The organism is Streptomyces yongxingensis (assembly GCF_055597465.1).
In genome coordinates, this window is record NZ_CM145717.1 from 3,165,348 (window position 1) to 3,179,334 (window position 13,987).

General features: G+C 71.3%; 13 protein-coding genes. 2 read left to right on the plus strand and 11 right to left on the minus strand.

What is annotated here, in order from left to right; genetic code table 11:
* Positions 1 to 103: 103 nt before the first annotated feature.
* Positions 104 to 1,912, plus strand: coding sequence for an SGNH/GDSL hydrolase family protein (locus tag ACZ6TD_RS13300; protein ID WP_471353778.1), 1,809 nt, complete (start codon positions 104 to 106; stop codon positions 1,910 to 1,912).
* A 126-nt stretch (positions 1,913 to 2,038) separates the two neighbouring features.
* Here ACZ6TD_RS13300 and ACZ6TD_RS13305 read toward each other — a convergent pair whose 3' ends face one another.
* The 10 genes from ACZ6TD_RS13305 to ACZ6TD_RS13350 all read right to left on the minus strand — a co-directional run bounded on the left by ACZ6TD_RS13305 (position 2,039) and on the right by ACZ6TD_RS13350 (position 12,410).
* The gene (locus ACZ6TD_RS13305; RefSeq protein ID WP_471353780.1) at positions 2,039 to 2,818 is read right to left on the minus strand and encodes an exodeoxyribonuclease III; all 780 of its coding nucleotides are present in this window, start codon (positions 2,816 to 2,818) and stop codon (positions 2,039 to 2,041) included.
* A gap of 42 nt (positions 2,819 to 2,860) precedes the next feature.
* Positions 2,861 to 3,508 (minus strand): MBL fold metallo-hydrolase, encoded by a 648-nt coding sequence (locus ACZ6TD_RS13310; RefSeq protein ID WP_471353781.1) that lies wholly within the window; start codon positions 3,506 to 3,508, stop codon positions 2,861 to 2,863.
* Between the two features lie 81 nt (positions 3,509 to 3,589).
* Positions 3,590 to 4,876, minus strand: a complete 1,287-nt coding sequence (pcaDC, locus tag ACZ6TD_RS13315) for a bifunctional 3-oxoadipate enol-lactonase/4-carboxymuconolactone decarboxylase PcaDC (RefSeq protein WP_471353783.1) — start codon at positions 4,874 to 4,876, stop codon at positions 3,590 to 3,592.
* Between the two features lie 65 nt (positions 4,877 to 4,941).
* Positions 4,942 to 5,568 (minus strand): hypothetical protein, encoded by a 627-nt coding sequence (locus ACZ6TD_RS13320; RefSeq protein ID WP_471353785.1) that lies wholly within the window; start codon positions 5,566 to 5,568, stop codon positions 4,942 to 4,944.
* Positions 5,565 to 6,719 carry an ROK family glucokinase gene (locus ACZ6TD_RS13325; protein ID WP_471353787.1) on the minus strand — a complete coding sequence of 385 codons (1,155 nt, stop codon included), beginning with the start codon at positions 6,717 to 6,719 and terminating at the stop codon, positions 5,565 to 5,567. Before ACZ6TD_RS13325 ends, ACZ6TD_RS13320 begins: the two co-directional genes overlap by 4 nt.
* 247 nt (positions 6,720 to 6,966) lie before the next feature.
* The gene (locus ACZ6TD_RS13330) at positions 6,967 to 7,824 is read right to left on the minus strand and encodes an ATP-binding cassette domain-containing protein (protein ID WP_471353789.1); all 858 of its coding nucleotides are present in this window, start codon (positions 7,822 to 7,824) and stop codon (positions 6,967 to 6,969) included.
* Positions 7,821 to 8,873, minus strand: coding sequence for an ABC transporter permease (locus ACZ6TD_RS13335; protein ID WP_471353791.1), 1,053 nt, complete (start codon positions 8,871 to 8,873; stop codon positions 7,821 to 7,823). Before ACZ6TD_RS13335 ends, ACZ6TD_RS13330 begins: the two co-directional genes overlap by 4 nt.
* Positions 8,870 to 9,859 (minus strand): sugar ABC transporter substrate-binding protein, encoded by a 990-nt coding sequence (locus ACZ6TD_RS13340; RefSeq protein ID WP_471353792.1) that lies wholly within the window; start codon positions 9,857 to 9,859, stop codon positions 8,870 to 8,872. The genes ACZ6TD_RS13335 and ACZ6TD_RS13340 overlap by 4 nt, the downstream gene beginning before the upstream one ends.
* 239 nt (positions 9,860 to 10,098) lie before the next feature.
* Positions 10,099 to 10,866 (minus strand): GntR family transcriptional regulator, encoded by a 768-nt coding sequence (locus ACZ6TD_RS13345; protein WP_471357703.1) that lies wholly within the window; start codon positions 10,864 to 10,866, stop codon positions 10,099 to 10,101.
* Positions 10,867 to 11,477: 611 nt separating this feature from the next.
* A complete protein-coding gene (locus ACZ6TD_RS13350) occupies positions 11,478 to 12,410 on the minus strand; it encodes an NADP-dependent oxidoreductase (protein ID WP_471353794.1) in 933 nt (310 codons plus the stop codon).
* 118 nt (positions 12,411 to 12,528) lie between these two features.
* On the opposite strand from ACZ6TD_RS13350, the gene ACZ6TD_RS13355 reads away from it, so the two are divergent.
* Positions 12,529 to 13,095 (plus strand): TetR/AcrR family transcriptional regulator, encoded by a 567-nt coding sequence (locus tag ACZ6TD_RS13355; protein ID WP_471353796.1) that lies wholly within the window; start codon positions 12,529 to 12,531, stop codon positions 13,093 to 13,095.
* Positions 13,096 to 13,260: 165 nt separating this feature from the next.
* Here ACZ6TD_RS13355 and ACZ6TD_RS13360 read toward each other — a convergent pair whose 3' ends face one another.
* Positions 13,261 to 13,899, minus strand: a complete 639-nt coding sequence (locus ACZ6TD_RS13360) for an HAAS signaling domain-containing protein (RefSeq protein WP_471353798.1) — start codon at positions 13,897 to 13,899, stop codon at positions 13,261 to 13,263.
* Positions 13,900 to 13,987 lie beyond the last annotated feature (88 nt).

A 13,987-nucleotide genomic window follows, 5' to 3' on the forward strand; every position in this document is an offset into this window, starting at 1 on the left:
GAGCTGTGACCCGATGCTTGTCTTGACGACACCCACCTGCCTCCATACGTTCTCCGGGCACCTGTCGAATCACCGGTCGGGTTGGTTGCGAGAGGGGACACATATGCGCGTCGCGAGACCGTGGACAACCGCCGGGATCGTCGCGGGAGGTGTCACCCTCGCACTCATCGCACCCTCCTCCGCCGCACCGGCCGACGTGCCGACCCACAAGCCGCTCCCTTTGGAGCGGCTTTTCGACAACCGGGCGGTCAGCGATGACACCCGGCCGGGTGACGCCGACTTCGACGGTGCGGGCGCCTCGCTCTCCGCGCAGGATCTGCGGGCCGCCGGCTGGACCCCGGGGCGCGATATCGCCCTGGACGCGGCGCGGCTGACCTGGCCCAGGAGCGCGGGGGCACGGCCGGACAATGTGGTCGCCGACGGCCAGGCGGTGCGGCTGCGCGGCCTCGGCGAGGCGCTGACCTTCCTGGTGGCGAGCAGTTCGCCGAACGGGCCCGGCGCCGGGGCGAGCGGCGTCGGAACGGTGCGCTACCGCGACGGGTCGAGCCATCCGTACACGTTGAGCGCGCCGGACTGGCGGGCGGGCCCCGCCGCCACCAAGGCGGTCGGGCTCCCCCATCTCAACACCGCCGCCGGGCAGCGGCAGGAGACGGCCCGGCTGTACGCGGTGCCGGTGCCGTTGGAGCGCGGCTGGGAGGTCGCGTCGGTGGTGCTGCCGAGGGATCCGGGCCCGGCGGCCGACCTCCATGTCTTCGCCGCGTCGCTGCGGCAGCCCGCGTACGGGTGGACCGGGAGCTGGGCGGCGAGCACCGCCGGGTACACCAAGGTCGGGCCGTGGACCGATCAGACGCTGCGGCTGGTGGTGCACACCAGCGCGGGCGGGCCGAGGACCCGGGTCCGGCTGGAGAACACCTTCGCCGCGTCGCCCGTGGAGATCGGGCATGCGACGGTCGCGCTCCAGGCGAGCGGCGCGGCGGCACAGGGGTCACCGGTGCCGCTGACCTTCGACGGGCGGCCGGGGACCTCGATCCCCGCGGGCGCGCAGGTGTTCAGCGATCCGGTGGACTTCCCGGTCCCGGCGGACGCCAATCTGCTGGTGAGCATCCATCTGCCGGGTCCGGTCGCGGCGGTGCCGGTGCACAGCCAGGCCACCCAGCGGTCGTATCTGAGCGCGGCGGGCAGCGGTGACCGCACCGCCGAGCCGGGGGCTACGTCCTACACCGGCACCCTCACCACCTGGCCGTTCCTGACCGGGGTCGATGTGCGGGGCGGGCCGGGTTCGGTGGTGGCGCTCGGCGACTCGATCACCGACGGCACCAAGTCCACCAATGACGCCAACCGCCGCTGGCCCGATGTGCTCGCGCGGCGGCTGCGCGGCCAGTCCGAGGTCCCGGCGTACGGGGTGCTCAACGCGGGCATCTCCGCCAACCGCGTGGTCGCCGACCGCTATCCCGGCGAGGGCGTCTCCACGGACACCGGCGGGGTCAGCACCCAGCACCGGCTGGAGCGGGATGTGCTCGCCCAGACCGGGGCCCGTACGGTCGTCGTCTTCCAGGGCATCAACGATCTGCGGTGGGGCAGCTCGGCCGAGGAGCTGATCGCGGGTCTGCGGTCGGTCGCGTCGCGGGTGCGGGAGCGCGGGCTGCGGGTGGTCGGGGCGACCATCGCCCCGTGCGAGGGCGAGTCGCTGTGCACGGCGGACGCGGACGCGCGGCGCTCGGCCGTCAACGCCTTCATCCGGGACAGCGGCGGAGTGTTCGACGCCGTGCTGGACTTCGACGCGGTGGTGCGGGACCCCGAGCACCCGGCGCGGATCCTGCCCGCCTATGACAGCGGGGACCATCTGCACCCGGGCGACGCGGGGTTGCGGGCGATGGCGGAGTCGATCGACCTGCGGAAGCTGATCGGGTAGGGGAGCCTCAGGGGGCTCCCCCTCCTCGTAAGGATGCTCCGGCTCTTAAGGACGCTCCGGCTCTTGAGGGCGCTCCGTTTCTTGAGGAGGCTCCGACCCGTAAGGACGCTCCGCCCCGCCGCGGGGTCACACCTCCAGGTCGACGACGACCGGGGCGTGGTCGGAGGCGCCCTTGCCCTTGCGCTCCTCGCGGTCCACATACGCGTCGCCGACCGCCTTGGCGAACGTCTCGTTGCCGTAGACCAGGTCGATGCGCATGCCGCGGTTCTTGGGGAAGCACAGCTCGCGGTAGTCCCAGTAGGTGAAGGGGCGGTCGTACTTCAGCGGCCGCGGCACCACGTCCGAAAGGCCCGACTCGCGCAGCGCCGCCAGGGCCTCGCGCTCCAGGTCCGTCACATGGGTCAGCCCGTCGAAGGCGGAGCGGTCCCAGACGTCCTCGTCGGTCGGCGCCACATTGAAGTCGCCGAGGACCGCGAAGGGGCGCTCACCGGCCGCGTCCCCGGCGACGGCCGTGCGCAGCGCCTCCAGCCAGCGCAGCTTGTAGTCGTAGTGGGGGTGGCCGATCTCCCGGCCGTTGGGCACATAGACCGACCAGAGGCGGACCGGGCCGCAGGTGGCGCCTATCGCCCGCGGCTCCTGGCCGCCGTCGTAGTCCGGGCCGCCGGGGAGGCCCACGGTGACGTCCGTGAGCCCGGCCTTGGAGAGCAGCGCCACTCCGTTCCACCGGCCGGTGGCGTTGACCGCGGCCTCGTAGCCGAGCTCGCGGAGCGGCTCGTACGGAAAGGCGGACTCGGCGCACTTGGTCTCCTGGACGCACAGGACGTCCGTGCCGCTGCTCTCCAGCCAGGCCAGCAGCCGGGGCAGCCGGGCGGTGATCGAATTGACGTTCCAGGTCGCGATGCGCATAGGCCACAACCTACATCCCGGCTCTGACAGCCGGCCCGGCCCTCAGAGGGTGAGGGATTCGCCCGGGGTCAGCCGCAGGTGCTCGGCGCCTTCCGTACCGGGGCCCTCGGGGCCGAGCATCCGCCCGTAGACCATGTGCGCGACGTCGGACAGCAGGGCGTCGTGGATGTCGATGGCCCGGCGCGGGCCGACCGCGCGGACATAGTCGAGGATCTCGGCGAACTTGTTCCAGGGGGCGTGCACCGGCAGCATCAGCGTGTCCACCCGCCGCCCGGCGGGCACGGTAAGGGCGTCGCCGGGGTGGAAGAGCGCCCCGTCCAGCAGATAGCCCACATTGGTGATCCGGGGGAGGTCGGGGTGGATGACGGCGTGCAGTTGGCCGTGGACCTCGATGTCGAATCCCGCCGCGGTGAAGGAGTCGCCCTCCCCGATGGTGTGCACCCGCCCGGGGAACGCCGCCGAGATCTGCTGGGAGACGCTGGAGAGGGTCCAGATGTGGGCGGCGGGGTTGGCGTCGAGCGCCGTGCGCAGCCGCTCCTCGTTGAAGTGGTCGAAGTGCTCGTGGGTGACCAGGATCGCGTCCGCGCCGACCGCGGCGTCCTCTTCGCTGAAGGCCCCGGGGTCGATGACGAGCGTCTGCCCGTCCTTCTCGATCCGGACGCAGGCATGGCCCTTCTTGGTGAGCTTCATGGAGATCATTGTGCTACCGCGGCCCCCGTTGACCGCACTGCCCTTCCGGGCTTGTCTCCTGGGCCTCGCGGGCTCGTCCGCTCAGCCTTCCGGGCTCGTCTCCTCCCGGATGATCCGCTGGGCCACGGCGAAGGCGGAGTTCGCCGTCGGCACCCCGCAGTAGACGCCGGTGTGCAGCAGCACCTCCTTGATCTCGGTGGGGGTCAGCCCGTTGCGCAGCGCGGCCCGGGTGTGGAAGGCGAGTTCGTCGAGGTGGCCGCGGGCGGCGAGGGCGGTGAGGGTGACCACGCTGCGGATCCGCCGGTCGATTCCGGGCCGGGTCCACACCTCGCCCCAGGCGTAGCGGGTGATGAAGTCCTGGAAGTCGCCGGTGAACTCGTCGGCCAGCGACTGCGCGCGGTCCACATGGGCGTCGCCGAGCACCTCGCGGCGCACCTTGATGCCCTGGTCGTACGCGTCGGCGCGGGCGTCCAGCACCGGTTCGGGCACGTTGTGCCCGTATTCGACGACCTCGGCGCCGGGCGGCACGGGCGAGAGCACGGGCTTGGGCGGGGGCGCGGGGATCGCGGTCATCCCGGTCGGGTGGTCCGGGCTCTGCCAGGAGCTGGAGAAGTGGCGCACCAGCAGATCGGTGACGGCCATCGGCTGCTCGACGGGGGTGAGATGGGAGGCACCGGGGACGAGCGCGAGCCGTGCGTCGGCGATCCCGGCGACCAGGACGCGGGCGTCGGCGGCCGGGGTGACCTGGTCGTCGGCGCCGGCCACCACGAGGGTGGGGATGCCGATCCGGCTGAGCTCGGCGCGGATGTCGAAGGCGGCGAGGGCCTCGCAGGCGGCGATGTAGCAGCCGGGGTCGGTGGTGCGGACCATCTGAACGGCCCACTCGACGATGGCGGGCTGGGCGGCGGCGAAGCCGGGGGTGAACCAGCGCTCGGGGGTGGCGCGGGCGATCGGGTCGAGGCCATTGGTGCGGACCACGACGCCGCGCTGCCGGAAGGAGTCGGCGGTGCCGAAGCGCGGGGAGGCGGAGACCAGGGCGAGTGAGCCCACTCTATGGGGATGTCGCAGGGCGAGTTCGGCACCGATGGCCCCGCCGATCGAGCAGCCCGCGTAGCCGAAGCGCTCGACGCCGAGCTGGTCGAGGGTGGCCAGCAGCCGGGCGGCGAGCTCGGCCACGGAGGGGGCCGGGTGGGCGGGAGCGCCGCCGTGGCCGGGGAGGTCGAAGCGGAGGACGCGCCAGTGGCGGGAGAGCTCGGGTATCTGGCGGTCCCACATGTGCCAGGTGGTGCCCAGCGACGGTCCGAGGACGAGCACGGGCCCGTCCTCGGGGCCGTCGGTCCGGTACTGAAGTGTCTTCGTCTCGCTCACCCGAAAACGGTATCCGACACGGGTGGCGGGGCTTTCGGGCGCGATGCGCCCAGGATGTGAAGTCCTTACGGCGTGACCGTGGAGACCACGTAAACCTTCGGATGCACCGGGTTGTCGAACTTGACTGTGATCCTCAGCTTGGGTTGCGGGTCTTTCTGCTTGATGACCATCCCCGCCCAGTCGTGACCGGGGGCTCCGACCTGCCAACCGACCTTGCTGGCCTGCTGCTTGGTGATGGTCACCTCGCCCTTGTCCAGGGCGGAGCGGCGGGTGCCGAGCTTGGTCAGGAAGGAGTCGAGGCCCTCGCGGGACGTGACGAACTGCACGTACAGCGAGCTGACCTTCCAGGAGTTGGTCTCGTAGAAGGCGACCTTCTTGGAGTAGGGCGGCACCGGCACGTCGTATATGCGCCGCTGCACCCGGGTCGGATATCCCGCCTCAAGGCCCTTGGCCGACGCCGCCTCCGCCTTGTCCTCACCGCCGTTGCGGCTCTGGAGGGCGGAGATCACCAGATAGCCCGCGGGGATCGCGATCAGCAGGAAGACGACCAGGATCTTGAGCCAGCGGCGGGGCGGACGGCCGCCACCGGGCACGGGCCCGCCGGGCATGGGCCCGCCCGGTGTGGGCCCGCCGGGGCGCATGCCGTCGGCCGGGGGCATCGCGGCGCCGGGCCGCTGGTCGGCGGCGGTCACTCGCGGCCTGCCTGGCCGCGCGGCGCCAGCCGCAGCGGGGAGGAGGACCCGGCGCGCTCGTACCGCTCGACGCGGCGGCGGTTGGCGCGGCGGAAGCGGCGGGCGACCAGCCGGGCGAGGTCGGCGGCGCCGACCATCCCGGCCTCGGGGCCGAGCTGCGCCTTGACGATCCGGGCCTCCGGCCGGTAGCCGCGGCCGGTGAGGGTGCGCCGGAAGGCGTTCCGGGCGGGCCCGATCAGCAGATCGTCGGCGGCGCTGACGCCGCCGCCGATGACGAAGCAGGAGGGGTCGAGGGCGGCGGCGAGATTGGCGATCCCGACGCCGAGCCACTGGCCGATGTCCTGGAGCAGTTCGACGCACATGGCGTCGCCCTGGCGGGCCAGCTCGGTGATCAGCGGCCCGGTGATCTCCTGGATGTTGCCGCCGACCCGGTCGTTGATCCCGTACGCCACCGGCGATTCGGCGGCGGCCAGTTCACGGGCCTCGCGGACCAGGGCGTTGCCGGAGCTGTACTGCTCCCAGCAGCCGCGGTTGCCGCACGGGCAGCGGTGGCCGGCCGGGACGACCTGCATATGGCCGAACTCCCCGGCGACCCCGTACTTGCCGCGCTTGACCTGGCCGTCCTCCAGGATCGCACCGCCGATCCCGGTGCCGAGGGTGATCATGACGAGATGGTCCTCGTCGCGTCCGGCGCCGAACCGCCACTCCGCCCACGCGGCGGCGTTGGCGTCGTTGTCGACCAGGACCGGGACGGCGAGCCGCTCCGCGAGCCGGTCGCGCAGCGGCTCGTTGCGCCAGGACAGGTGCGGGGCGAACAGCACGCGGTTGCGGTCGGCGTCCACCCAGCCCGCGGCGCCGATGCCCACGGCGTGCACATCGTGCCGGTCGGAGAGGTCCAGCACCAGCTCGGTGATGGTGTCCTCGACGACCTTGGGGCTCTTGGACTTGTCCGGCGTCTCGGTGCGCAGCTTCTCGAGGATGGTGCCGTCGGCGTCGACGACCCCGGCCATCACCTTGGTGCCGCCGATGTCGATGCCGACCGTGGGCACCCGGGGCGCGCTGAGGTGCGAGCGGCGCTCACGGGTGCCGACGGTCCGCAGCACGGTGGCCCGGGCCGAGCCCCGGTGCACTCGTTCGCGGTAGATGCTCATCGGCCGGCCCCCTCGCCGGTGTGGGGGGTACGGTCGCTGCGGGTACGTGCTCGCAAGAGTTCGTCGTCCCTGCGGGGGTCTCGGGAGGCCGCGGGGCCTCGGGTGCGTCGGTCGTGGCGGGTGTGGCCCGCCGTGCGATTGTGCCTCACCCGCGCCTCATGCCGCATGGCGAGCCTACGGCGCGCGACCCCCGGAAAGCACCGGAACACGGCCGACGACCCGGCCGCGCGGCCCTTGGCGAACCCGCTCAGCCCTTGGCGACCCCTCCCGACAGATCGGGGGCGGGGGTGCGGGCCAGCTCATGGCTGAGCTGCTCCAGCTCGCTGCCGCCCGCCATCTGCCGGGTGAGCTCCTCCAGGGCGATCTCGTCCTTGGCGTGGCTGCCCGCCATGGCGCCGCGCTTGAGCAGCACGAAGCGGTCGCCGACGAGATAGGCGTGGTGCGGGTTGTGGGTGATGAGGACCACGCCGAGGCCCGCGTCCCGGGCGGCCGCGACGTACTTGAGCACGACCCCGGACTGCTTGACGCCCAGCGCCGCCGTGGGCTCGTCCAGGATGAGCACCTTCGCGCCGAAGTGGACGGCGCGGGCGATGGCCACACACTGGCGCTGACCGCCGGAGAGGGTGCCGATGGGCTGGTCGACATCGCGCAGATCGATGCCCATGCGCAGCAGTTCGCGGTGGGTGGTGGTGCGCATCGCCGCCACGTCGAGGCGGCGGAACGGCCCGCGACCCTTGTGGATCTCCGAGCCCAGGAAGAAGTTCCGCCACACCGGCATCAGCGGGACCACGGCCAGGTCCTGGTAGACCGTGGCGATCCCGCGGTCGAGGGCCTCGCGCGGGGAGCCCAGCCGGGTCTCCTCCCCCTCGATGGCGAAGGTGCCGCCGTCGTGCTGGTGCAGCCCCGCGACGATCTTGATGAGGGTGGACTTGCCCGCACCGTTGTCCCCGAGGACGCAGGTGATCTCCCCGGCGCGCACCTCGAGGGAGACGCCGTCCAGGGCCTTGACGTTGCCGTAGTACTTGCTGATGCCGCTCAGCGCGACCAGGGCCGCCCGGGACGCCGGAGACGTCTGAGATGCCTTGGATGTCCGGGACGTGCTCATTTACTCTCCTCCGCCCGCTTACGGACCCACCAGTTGAGCAGCGTGGCGAGCAGCAGCATCGCCCCGAGGAAGAACTTGAACCAGTCGGCGCCCCACTGCGCGTAGACGATGCCCTTGTTGGTCATGCCGAAGATGAACGCGCCGACGGCCGCGCCGACCGCCGAGCCGTAGCCGCCGGTCAGCAGACAGCCGCCGATGACGGCCGCGATGATGTAAAGCAGCTCATTGCCCACGCCCTCGCCGGACTGGACGACGTCGTAGTTGAACAGCAGATGCTGGCCGGAGATCCAGGCGGCCAGCGCGACGCCCAGATAGAGGCCGATCTTGGTGCGCTCCACGGGCACGCCGACCGCGCGGGCCGCCTCCTTGGCGCCGCCCACCGCGAAGATCCAGTTCCCCGCGCGGGTGCGCAGCAGGATCCAGGTGGCGAGCGCGATCAGGGCGAACCACCACAGGACGGTGATCTGCACCTCGACGTCCCCGATGGTCAGATGCGAGGCGAAGACCTTACGGGCGGAGGGGAAGCCCTCCATGTCGGCGATGCTCTTGGTGGAGACGGTGTCGCTGATCAGCTTGGTGAAGCCGAGGTTGCAGCCCTGGAGGATCAGGAAGGTGCCGAGCGTGATGATGAAGCTCGGCAGATTGGTGCGGACCAGCAGATAGCCGTTGAAGAAGCCGATCGCGAGGGTGGCCAGCAGGGACACCCCGACGCCGACCCACACGTTCGCCGTCATCTGGTACGAGAACATCGAGGAGATCAGCGCCGAGCTGGTCACCAGGACCCCGGTCGACAGATCGAACTCCCCGCCGATCATCAGCAGCGCCACCGGCACCGCCATGATCCCGATGGTCGAGGAGGCGTACAGCACGGTGCTGAAGCTGGACCACTGGAGGAAGGCGTCGGCGACGATCGAGAAGAAGACGAAGACGGCGACGGCGCCGACGACCGCGCCCAGCTCCGGACGGCCCACCAGTCGGCGCGGCAGCGAGCCGCGCACCGGCCGCGGGGACGAGAGCTCCTCCTCGGCGGGCGGTGCCTCCGCGCTCATCGGGTCCCCCGCTTCGTGTACGACGCGAGCTCGGCGGCGTCGTCCTTGGTGATGATCTGCGGACCGGTGAGCACCGGCCTGCCGCCACCGAGCACATCGGCGTTGTAGCGGTTGAGCCACAGCAGGTCCACGGCCTCATAGCCCTGGAGATACGGCTGCTGGTCCACGGCGAAGCCGAGGGTGCCGTCCTGGAGCGCGGCGGCGACCTTGGCGTTGAGGTCGAAGGTGTCGATCTCGGCCTTGCTGCCCGCCTGATCGGCGGCCTTGGCGGCGGTGTCCGCGAAGGGTGCGCCGAGGGTCAGCACGGTGTCGATGCCCTTGTCGGACTGGAGCTTGGCCTCGATCGAGGACTGCACATCGGGCATGTTGGTGCCCTCGACGTAGATCTTCTCCATCTTGCCGTCGAAGGTCTTGGCCGCGCCGTCGCAGCGCTGCTCGAGGCCGACGTTGCCCTGCTCGTGGATCACGCACAGCGCCTTCTTCTGGCCCCGCTTGTCGAGCTCGTCGCCGACGGCCTCGCCCGCGATGGTCTCGTCCTGGCCGACGTGGGTGAGCGCGCCGAACGCCTTGGACACCTCGGCGCCGGAGTTGACGGTGATCACCGGTATCCCGGCCTTGCGGGCCTTGTTCACCACGGACTTCATGGCGTCGGGCTTGGCGAGGGTGACGATCAGGCCGTCGACCTTCTGGTCGATGTAGGACTGGACCAGCTGGGCCTGCTCCTTGCCCTCCTCGTTGTGGGCGTAGAGGAACTTGATGTTGTCCTTGACCGCGGCCTGCTTGGCACCGCTCTGGACGATGTCCCAGAAGGTGTCGCCGTCGCCGGAGTGGGTGACCATCGCGAAGGTCCACTTCGGGGTGTTGACCGCCGCCCGTCCCCCGGCGGCCGCCTCCCGGGCGGCCCGCTCCTCGGCCCGCTTGCCGCCCGTATCGCTGCAGCCCGCCAACGCCGTACCCAGCACCGCCGCGAGCACGGCGGCGGTCATCGCGCGTGCCCCTCTCCGCACCGTCACCACGAAGGCCCGCCCTTCTCACTGTGTGTTCGTCCCGCTGTCACCTTCGCGGCCGGGCACCGCATGATCGGTCCCGGCCGCCGCCCAAGTATCCGTCACCGGTCATCGCCGGGATGGGCGGGGGCCCGGCGCCCGTACGGCTTGAGGACTTCTAGCCGGGGACGCGGGACACGTCAAGGACGAAGGGCGCACCACACGGTGTGAGGCAGGGTTCAGGGGCGTACGAGGAGCTGGAACTCGAAGGCGTAGCGCGAGGCCCGGTAGGTGTGCGAGCCGAACTCCACGGCCCGGCCGGTGTCGTCGAAGGTCGTGCGCTCCATGGTCAGCAGGGGCGCGCCCGCCGGCTCCCCGAGCTGCTCCCCCTCCTCGGCGGTGGCCGCGCGGGCGCCGACCGCCTGGCGGGCGCTGTGCAGGGTGATCCCGGCCGCGCGCATCAGCCGGTAGAGCCCGGTGTCCTCCAGCTCGGCGCTGTCCAGCTTGAGCAGGCCCACCGGGAGGTGGTTGCGCAGATGGGCCATGGGCTCGCCGTGCGCCAGCCGCAGCCGCTCGATCAGCACCACCTCTTCGCCCTCCGCGACGCCGAGCGCGGCGGCGACCTCGGCGCTCGCGGGCTCGGTGGTGTTCCGCAGCACCTGGGTGGCGGGGCGCTGACCGGCCGCCTCCAGGTCGTCGTAGAGGCTGCTCAGCTCCAGCGGGCGCTTGACCTGGCTGTGCACGACCTGGGTGCCCACGCCCCGGCGGCGCACCAGCAGCCCCTTGTCGACCAGCGACGAGATGGCCTGCCGGACGGTGGGGCGGGACAGCCCGAGCCGCCCGGCCAGCTCGATCTCATTGCCCAGCAGGCTCCCGGGCGCCAGCCGCCCCTGCTCGATCGCCGCCTCGAGCTGCTGGGACAGCTGGAAGTACAGCGGGACCGGACTGCTGCGGTCGACGCTGAGCTGGAGCGCCTCCGCCCCGCCCGAAGCGTCTTCTTCCTCCATAGCCACGGGCCGAGGGTATCCGGATGAGCACATGACGGGAAGTCGTGAAGTTCTGTTGTCAGGACAAACTACGCACAGGTGATCAGTCGGAGCCGACAACGCTGTCACCCGTCACGGCCCCGGCCGCCCACCGCCGTCCGCCCCCAGCCAGCACCGGGAGCGGTGCCCCGGTCCGACCCCGACCTCGGGCGGACGCCGCGCACAGGCGTCCATCGCGAACGGGCAGCGCGGCCGGAAGCGGCAGCCGTCCCCGGCCACCACCTCGCGGCGCTCGGCGTCCCGCCGCGCCAGAGAAGGCAGCCGCCTGCCTTGCCCGGGACGGCGTCGTCCTGTTCGACAACCCCGATGCCCTTCTGATCCGCGCTTTCAAGCGCGACGTCAGTGGGCGGCTTCCGCTGGGTCCGGGGGTGTGGTCGGGTAGACATCGGCGTCGAAGAACCGGGCGAAGGGCAGAGTTGCCAGCGTCTCCGCGACTTGCTTCTCATCGGTGGCGGTTGACGGTGTCATTACGCGGCGTGAGCAGGACGCGCCTCGTCGGCACCGAATTTCGTCCGGAAACGTGAACTCAGGGCCGGGAGGCCACACTTATCGGGATTCGAAGGACGCGATGGTCACTCGGTCGTGATGACGAGCTTGCCACCCCTGGGTGTGCGGTTGCGTTCGAGCTCCGTGAGCGCCGCGATCGCCTTGCCGAGCGGCACAGTGCGTGCGACCGGCAGCCGTAGTACCCCCTTACCCGCAGCCTGTGCGACCGCGTCCAGGTCCGCCACGACGGCTTTCCCGAGCAGCACCTGATACGGCCCGGGCAGGGCGCTTCTCACGAACTTCGCCGGCGTGGGGTTGATGTCGATGATGCGGCCACCAGGCTTGAGCAACACCCGTGCCGCTTTGATCGGCAGTAGGCCGACCGTGTCGAACACGACGTCGAATCGCCCTGCGAGTTTCGTCGCGTCGAAGTCGAATTCGACGATCGGGGTGATACCGAGGTCGTGCGCCTCGTGCATGGCGGCACCACGGCAGCTGCCTCCCACGGAGGCGCCGTGCGCCAAGGCGATCTGTGCGGCAGATCGGCCGACTCCGCCGAGGCAGCCGTGAATGAAGACGGCTTGCCCGGCGTGCGGCTTGCTCGCGCCGACCATGGCCTGGAAGGCGGTGAGTCCGACGACGGGGATCGCGGCGGCCTCCTCCCAGGAGAGATTCGCCGGCTTTTTCACGACCGACTTCTCTTCGGCGACGGCCATCTCGGCGAACGCTCCTGCCGCCTTCAGACTTGCCCCGCCGAGCACTTGGTCGCCGACGCCGAGTCGAGTGACGCCGGCGCCGACCGCCGCCACGACGCCCGCGAAGTCGTGACCCAAGCCGCGCGGGAATTTCCGGCCGGTCATGATCTTCAGCTCGCCGTTGCGGATCTTCCAGTCCATCGGGTTCGCGGCCGCTGCCTTCACGCGGACCAGGACCTCACCGGGGCCGGGCCGCGCCGGCTCGAAATCCTCGAACCGCAGCACCTCGGGACCGCCGTACTGGTGGTACTGGATGCGCTTCATCGTCGTCACGGTGAATACCCCCCTATCGATGTCATCAGGTGACATCACTCTACCCCACTGATGTCACCTGATGACATCAGTGAGGGGAGCCGGCGAGCGACAGCACTAAACTCGCGGCATGGGACGATGGGAGCCTGGAGCCAGTGGCCGACTGCGTGAGGCCGCACTGGCCCTGTATCTCGAACGTGGCTTCGACCAGACCATGGTGGCCGACATCGCCGACCGGGCCGGCGTGACCGCCCGCACCTTCTTTCGCCACTTCGCCGACAAGCGCGAGGTCCTCTTCGACTGGTCATCCGAACTGGAGGGGAAGGCGCTGGCCGCGCTGGAGGCGGCGCCCGACACGGCGTCGACACTGGACCTCGTCGCGGCCGCGCTGTTCGCCGCGGCCGACATGATCGGACGTGACCGTGAGCTCGCACGGAAGCGGCACGCGGTGATCATGGCCAATGCCGATCTCCGGGAACGTGAATTGATCAAGCAAGCACGCATGTCGGCCACGCTCGCCGATGGGCTTCGACGACGGGGCATCGGTGACGCTGAGGCCAGCCTGGCCACCGAGGCCGGCTCCGCGGTGTACCGGGTCGCCTTCCAACGATGGGTCGACGCCGCCGACGACCTCGACCTGCACGACGCCATTCGCCAGTCGTTCGCCCAACTGCGAACCCTGACCGCCTCCAACTGATCCCCCTCGGTCGCCTCGGTCCACCGGGCGCTCGCGGGGGCCCAGGCAGCCGCGCCCAGAGCGAGGCGCACGCAGCCGGCCTCCGCCGACCGGTCCGCGCACGGTTCACCGGGCCTGGCAGCGGCACCGATTCCGCGTTGCCGCCTCACCTGGTGGGCTCGCCCCTCACCCTCCCGCGCCGGCCTGCTCGCGCAGCCGGGCCGCGGACCGCGCCAGCCGTATGGCGCCGAGCACGGGCAGGGTGAGCGCCATCAGCAGGGAGGCCACGAACGCGGGGGCGCTGATCCCGTCGAACGCCAGGGAGAGCGCCACCGCCAGCACCGGCACCGTCACCAGGGGCGACAGGACGAACAGCGTGGCCTGCCGCTTCTCGCGCCGGACCCACGGCGCGGACCGCCACAGCCGGACGAGCGCGCCGAGGGCGGCGACCAGCCCCAGGGGTATGCCCACGCCCGGGACCAGGCACAGTGGTACGGGCAGCACGGCGAGGCCGAGCGTCACCCAGGTGGCGCCGACGTCCTCCGGCTCGGGCGGGATGCTGCCGGACTCCTCGGCCAGCGCGTCCGCCGCGATCTCCTCCGGGGTTCCGATCCAGTCGAGCACCTGCCGCACCCGCTCATCGCCGATCGCGGAATCACCGTCCCCAGCGGCATCCTCGGCGAGGTCGTCCGCGAGCGCGGCCGCGATCTCCTCGCGCAGGTCCTCGAGCAACTCCTCCCGCCACGCGGCGGGAAGCGCCGCGGTCCGCCGCTCGACCGAGGACAGAAAGGTCCGCACGAGGGGGTGGCCGAGGGGGCTGCTCATGTCGTCTCTCCGGGTGCGAGGAAACGGTCACCGGTCCAGGGCATTACAACCGGCATCCGTCAGCGTGTAGCACCCGCGCGAGGGCCGC

Coding starts and splice junctions, on each gene's coding strand:
- ACZ6TD_RS13300 (WP_471353778.1), top strand. CDS start 104: ATGCGCGTCGCGAGACCGTGGACAACCGCCGGGATCGTCGCGGGAGGT.
- ACZ6TD_RS13305 (WP_471353780.1), bottom strand. CDS start 2,818: ATGCGCATCGCGACCTGGAACGTCAATTCGATCACCGCCCGGCTGCCC.
- ACZ6TD_RS13310 (WP_471353781.1), bottom strand. CDS start 3,508: ATGAAGCTCACCAAGAAGGGCCATGCCTGCGTCCGGATCGAGAAGGAC.
- ACZ6TD_RS13325 (WP_471353787.1), bottom strand. CDS start 6,719: ATGAGCATCTACCGCGAACGAGTGCACCGGGGCTCGGCCCGGGCCACC.
- ACZ6TD_RS13330 (WP_471353789.1), bottom strand. CDS start 7,824: ATGAGCACGTCCCGGACATCCAAGGCATCTCAGACGTCTCCGGCGTCC.
- ACZ6TD_RS13335 (WP_471353791.1), bottom strand. CDS start 8,873: ATGAGCGCGGAGGCACCGCCCGCCGAGGAGGAGCTCTCGTCCCCGCGG.
- ACZ6TD_RS13340 (WP_471353792.1), bottom strand. CDS start 9,859: ATGACCGCCGCCGTGCTCGCGGCGGTGCTGGGTACGGCGTTGGCGGGC.
- ACZ6TD_RS13345 (WP_471357703.1), bottom strand. CDS start 10,866: ATGGAGGAAGAAGACGCTTCGGGCGGGGCGGAGGCGCTCCAGCTCAGC.
- ACZ6TD_RS13350 (WP_471353794.1), bottom strand. CDS start 12,410: ATGAAGCGCATCCAGTACCACCAGTACGGCGGTCCCGAGGTGCTGCGG.
- ACZ6TD_RS13355 (WP_471353796.1), top strand. CDS start 12,529: ATGGGACGATGGGAGCCTGGAGCCAGTGGCCGACTGCGTGAGGCCGCA.
- ACZ6TD_RS13360 (WP_471353798.1), bottom strand. CDS start 13,899: ATGAGCAGCCCCCTCGGCCACCCCCTCGTGCGGACCTTTCTGTCCTCG.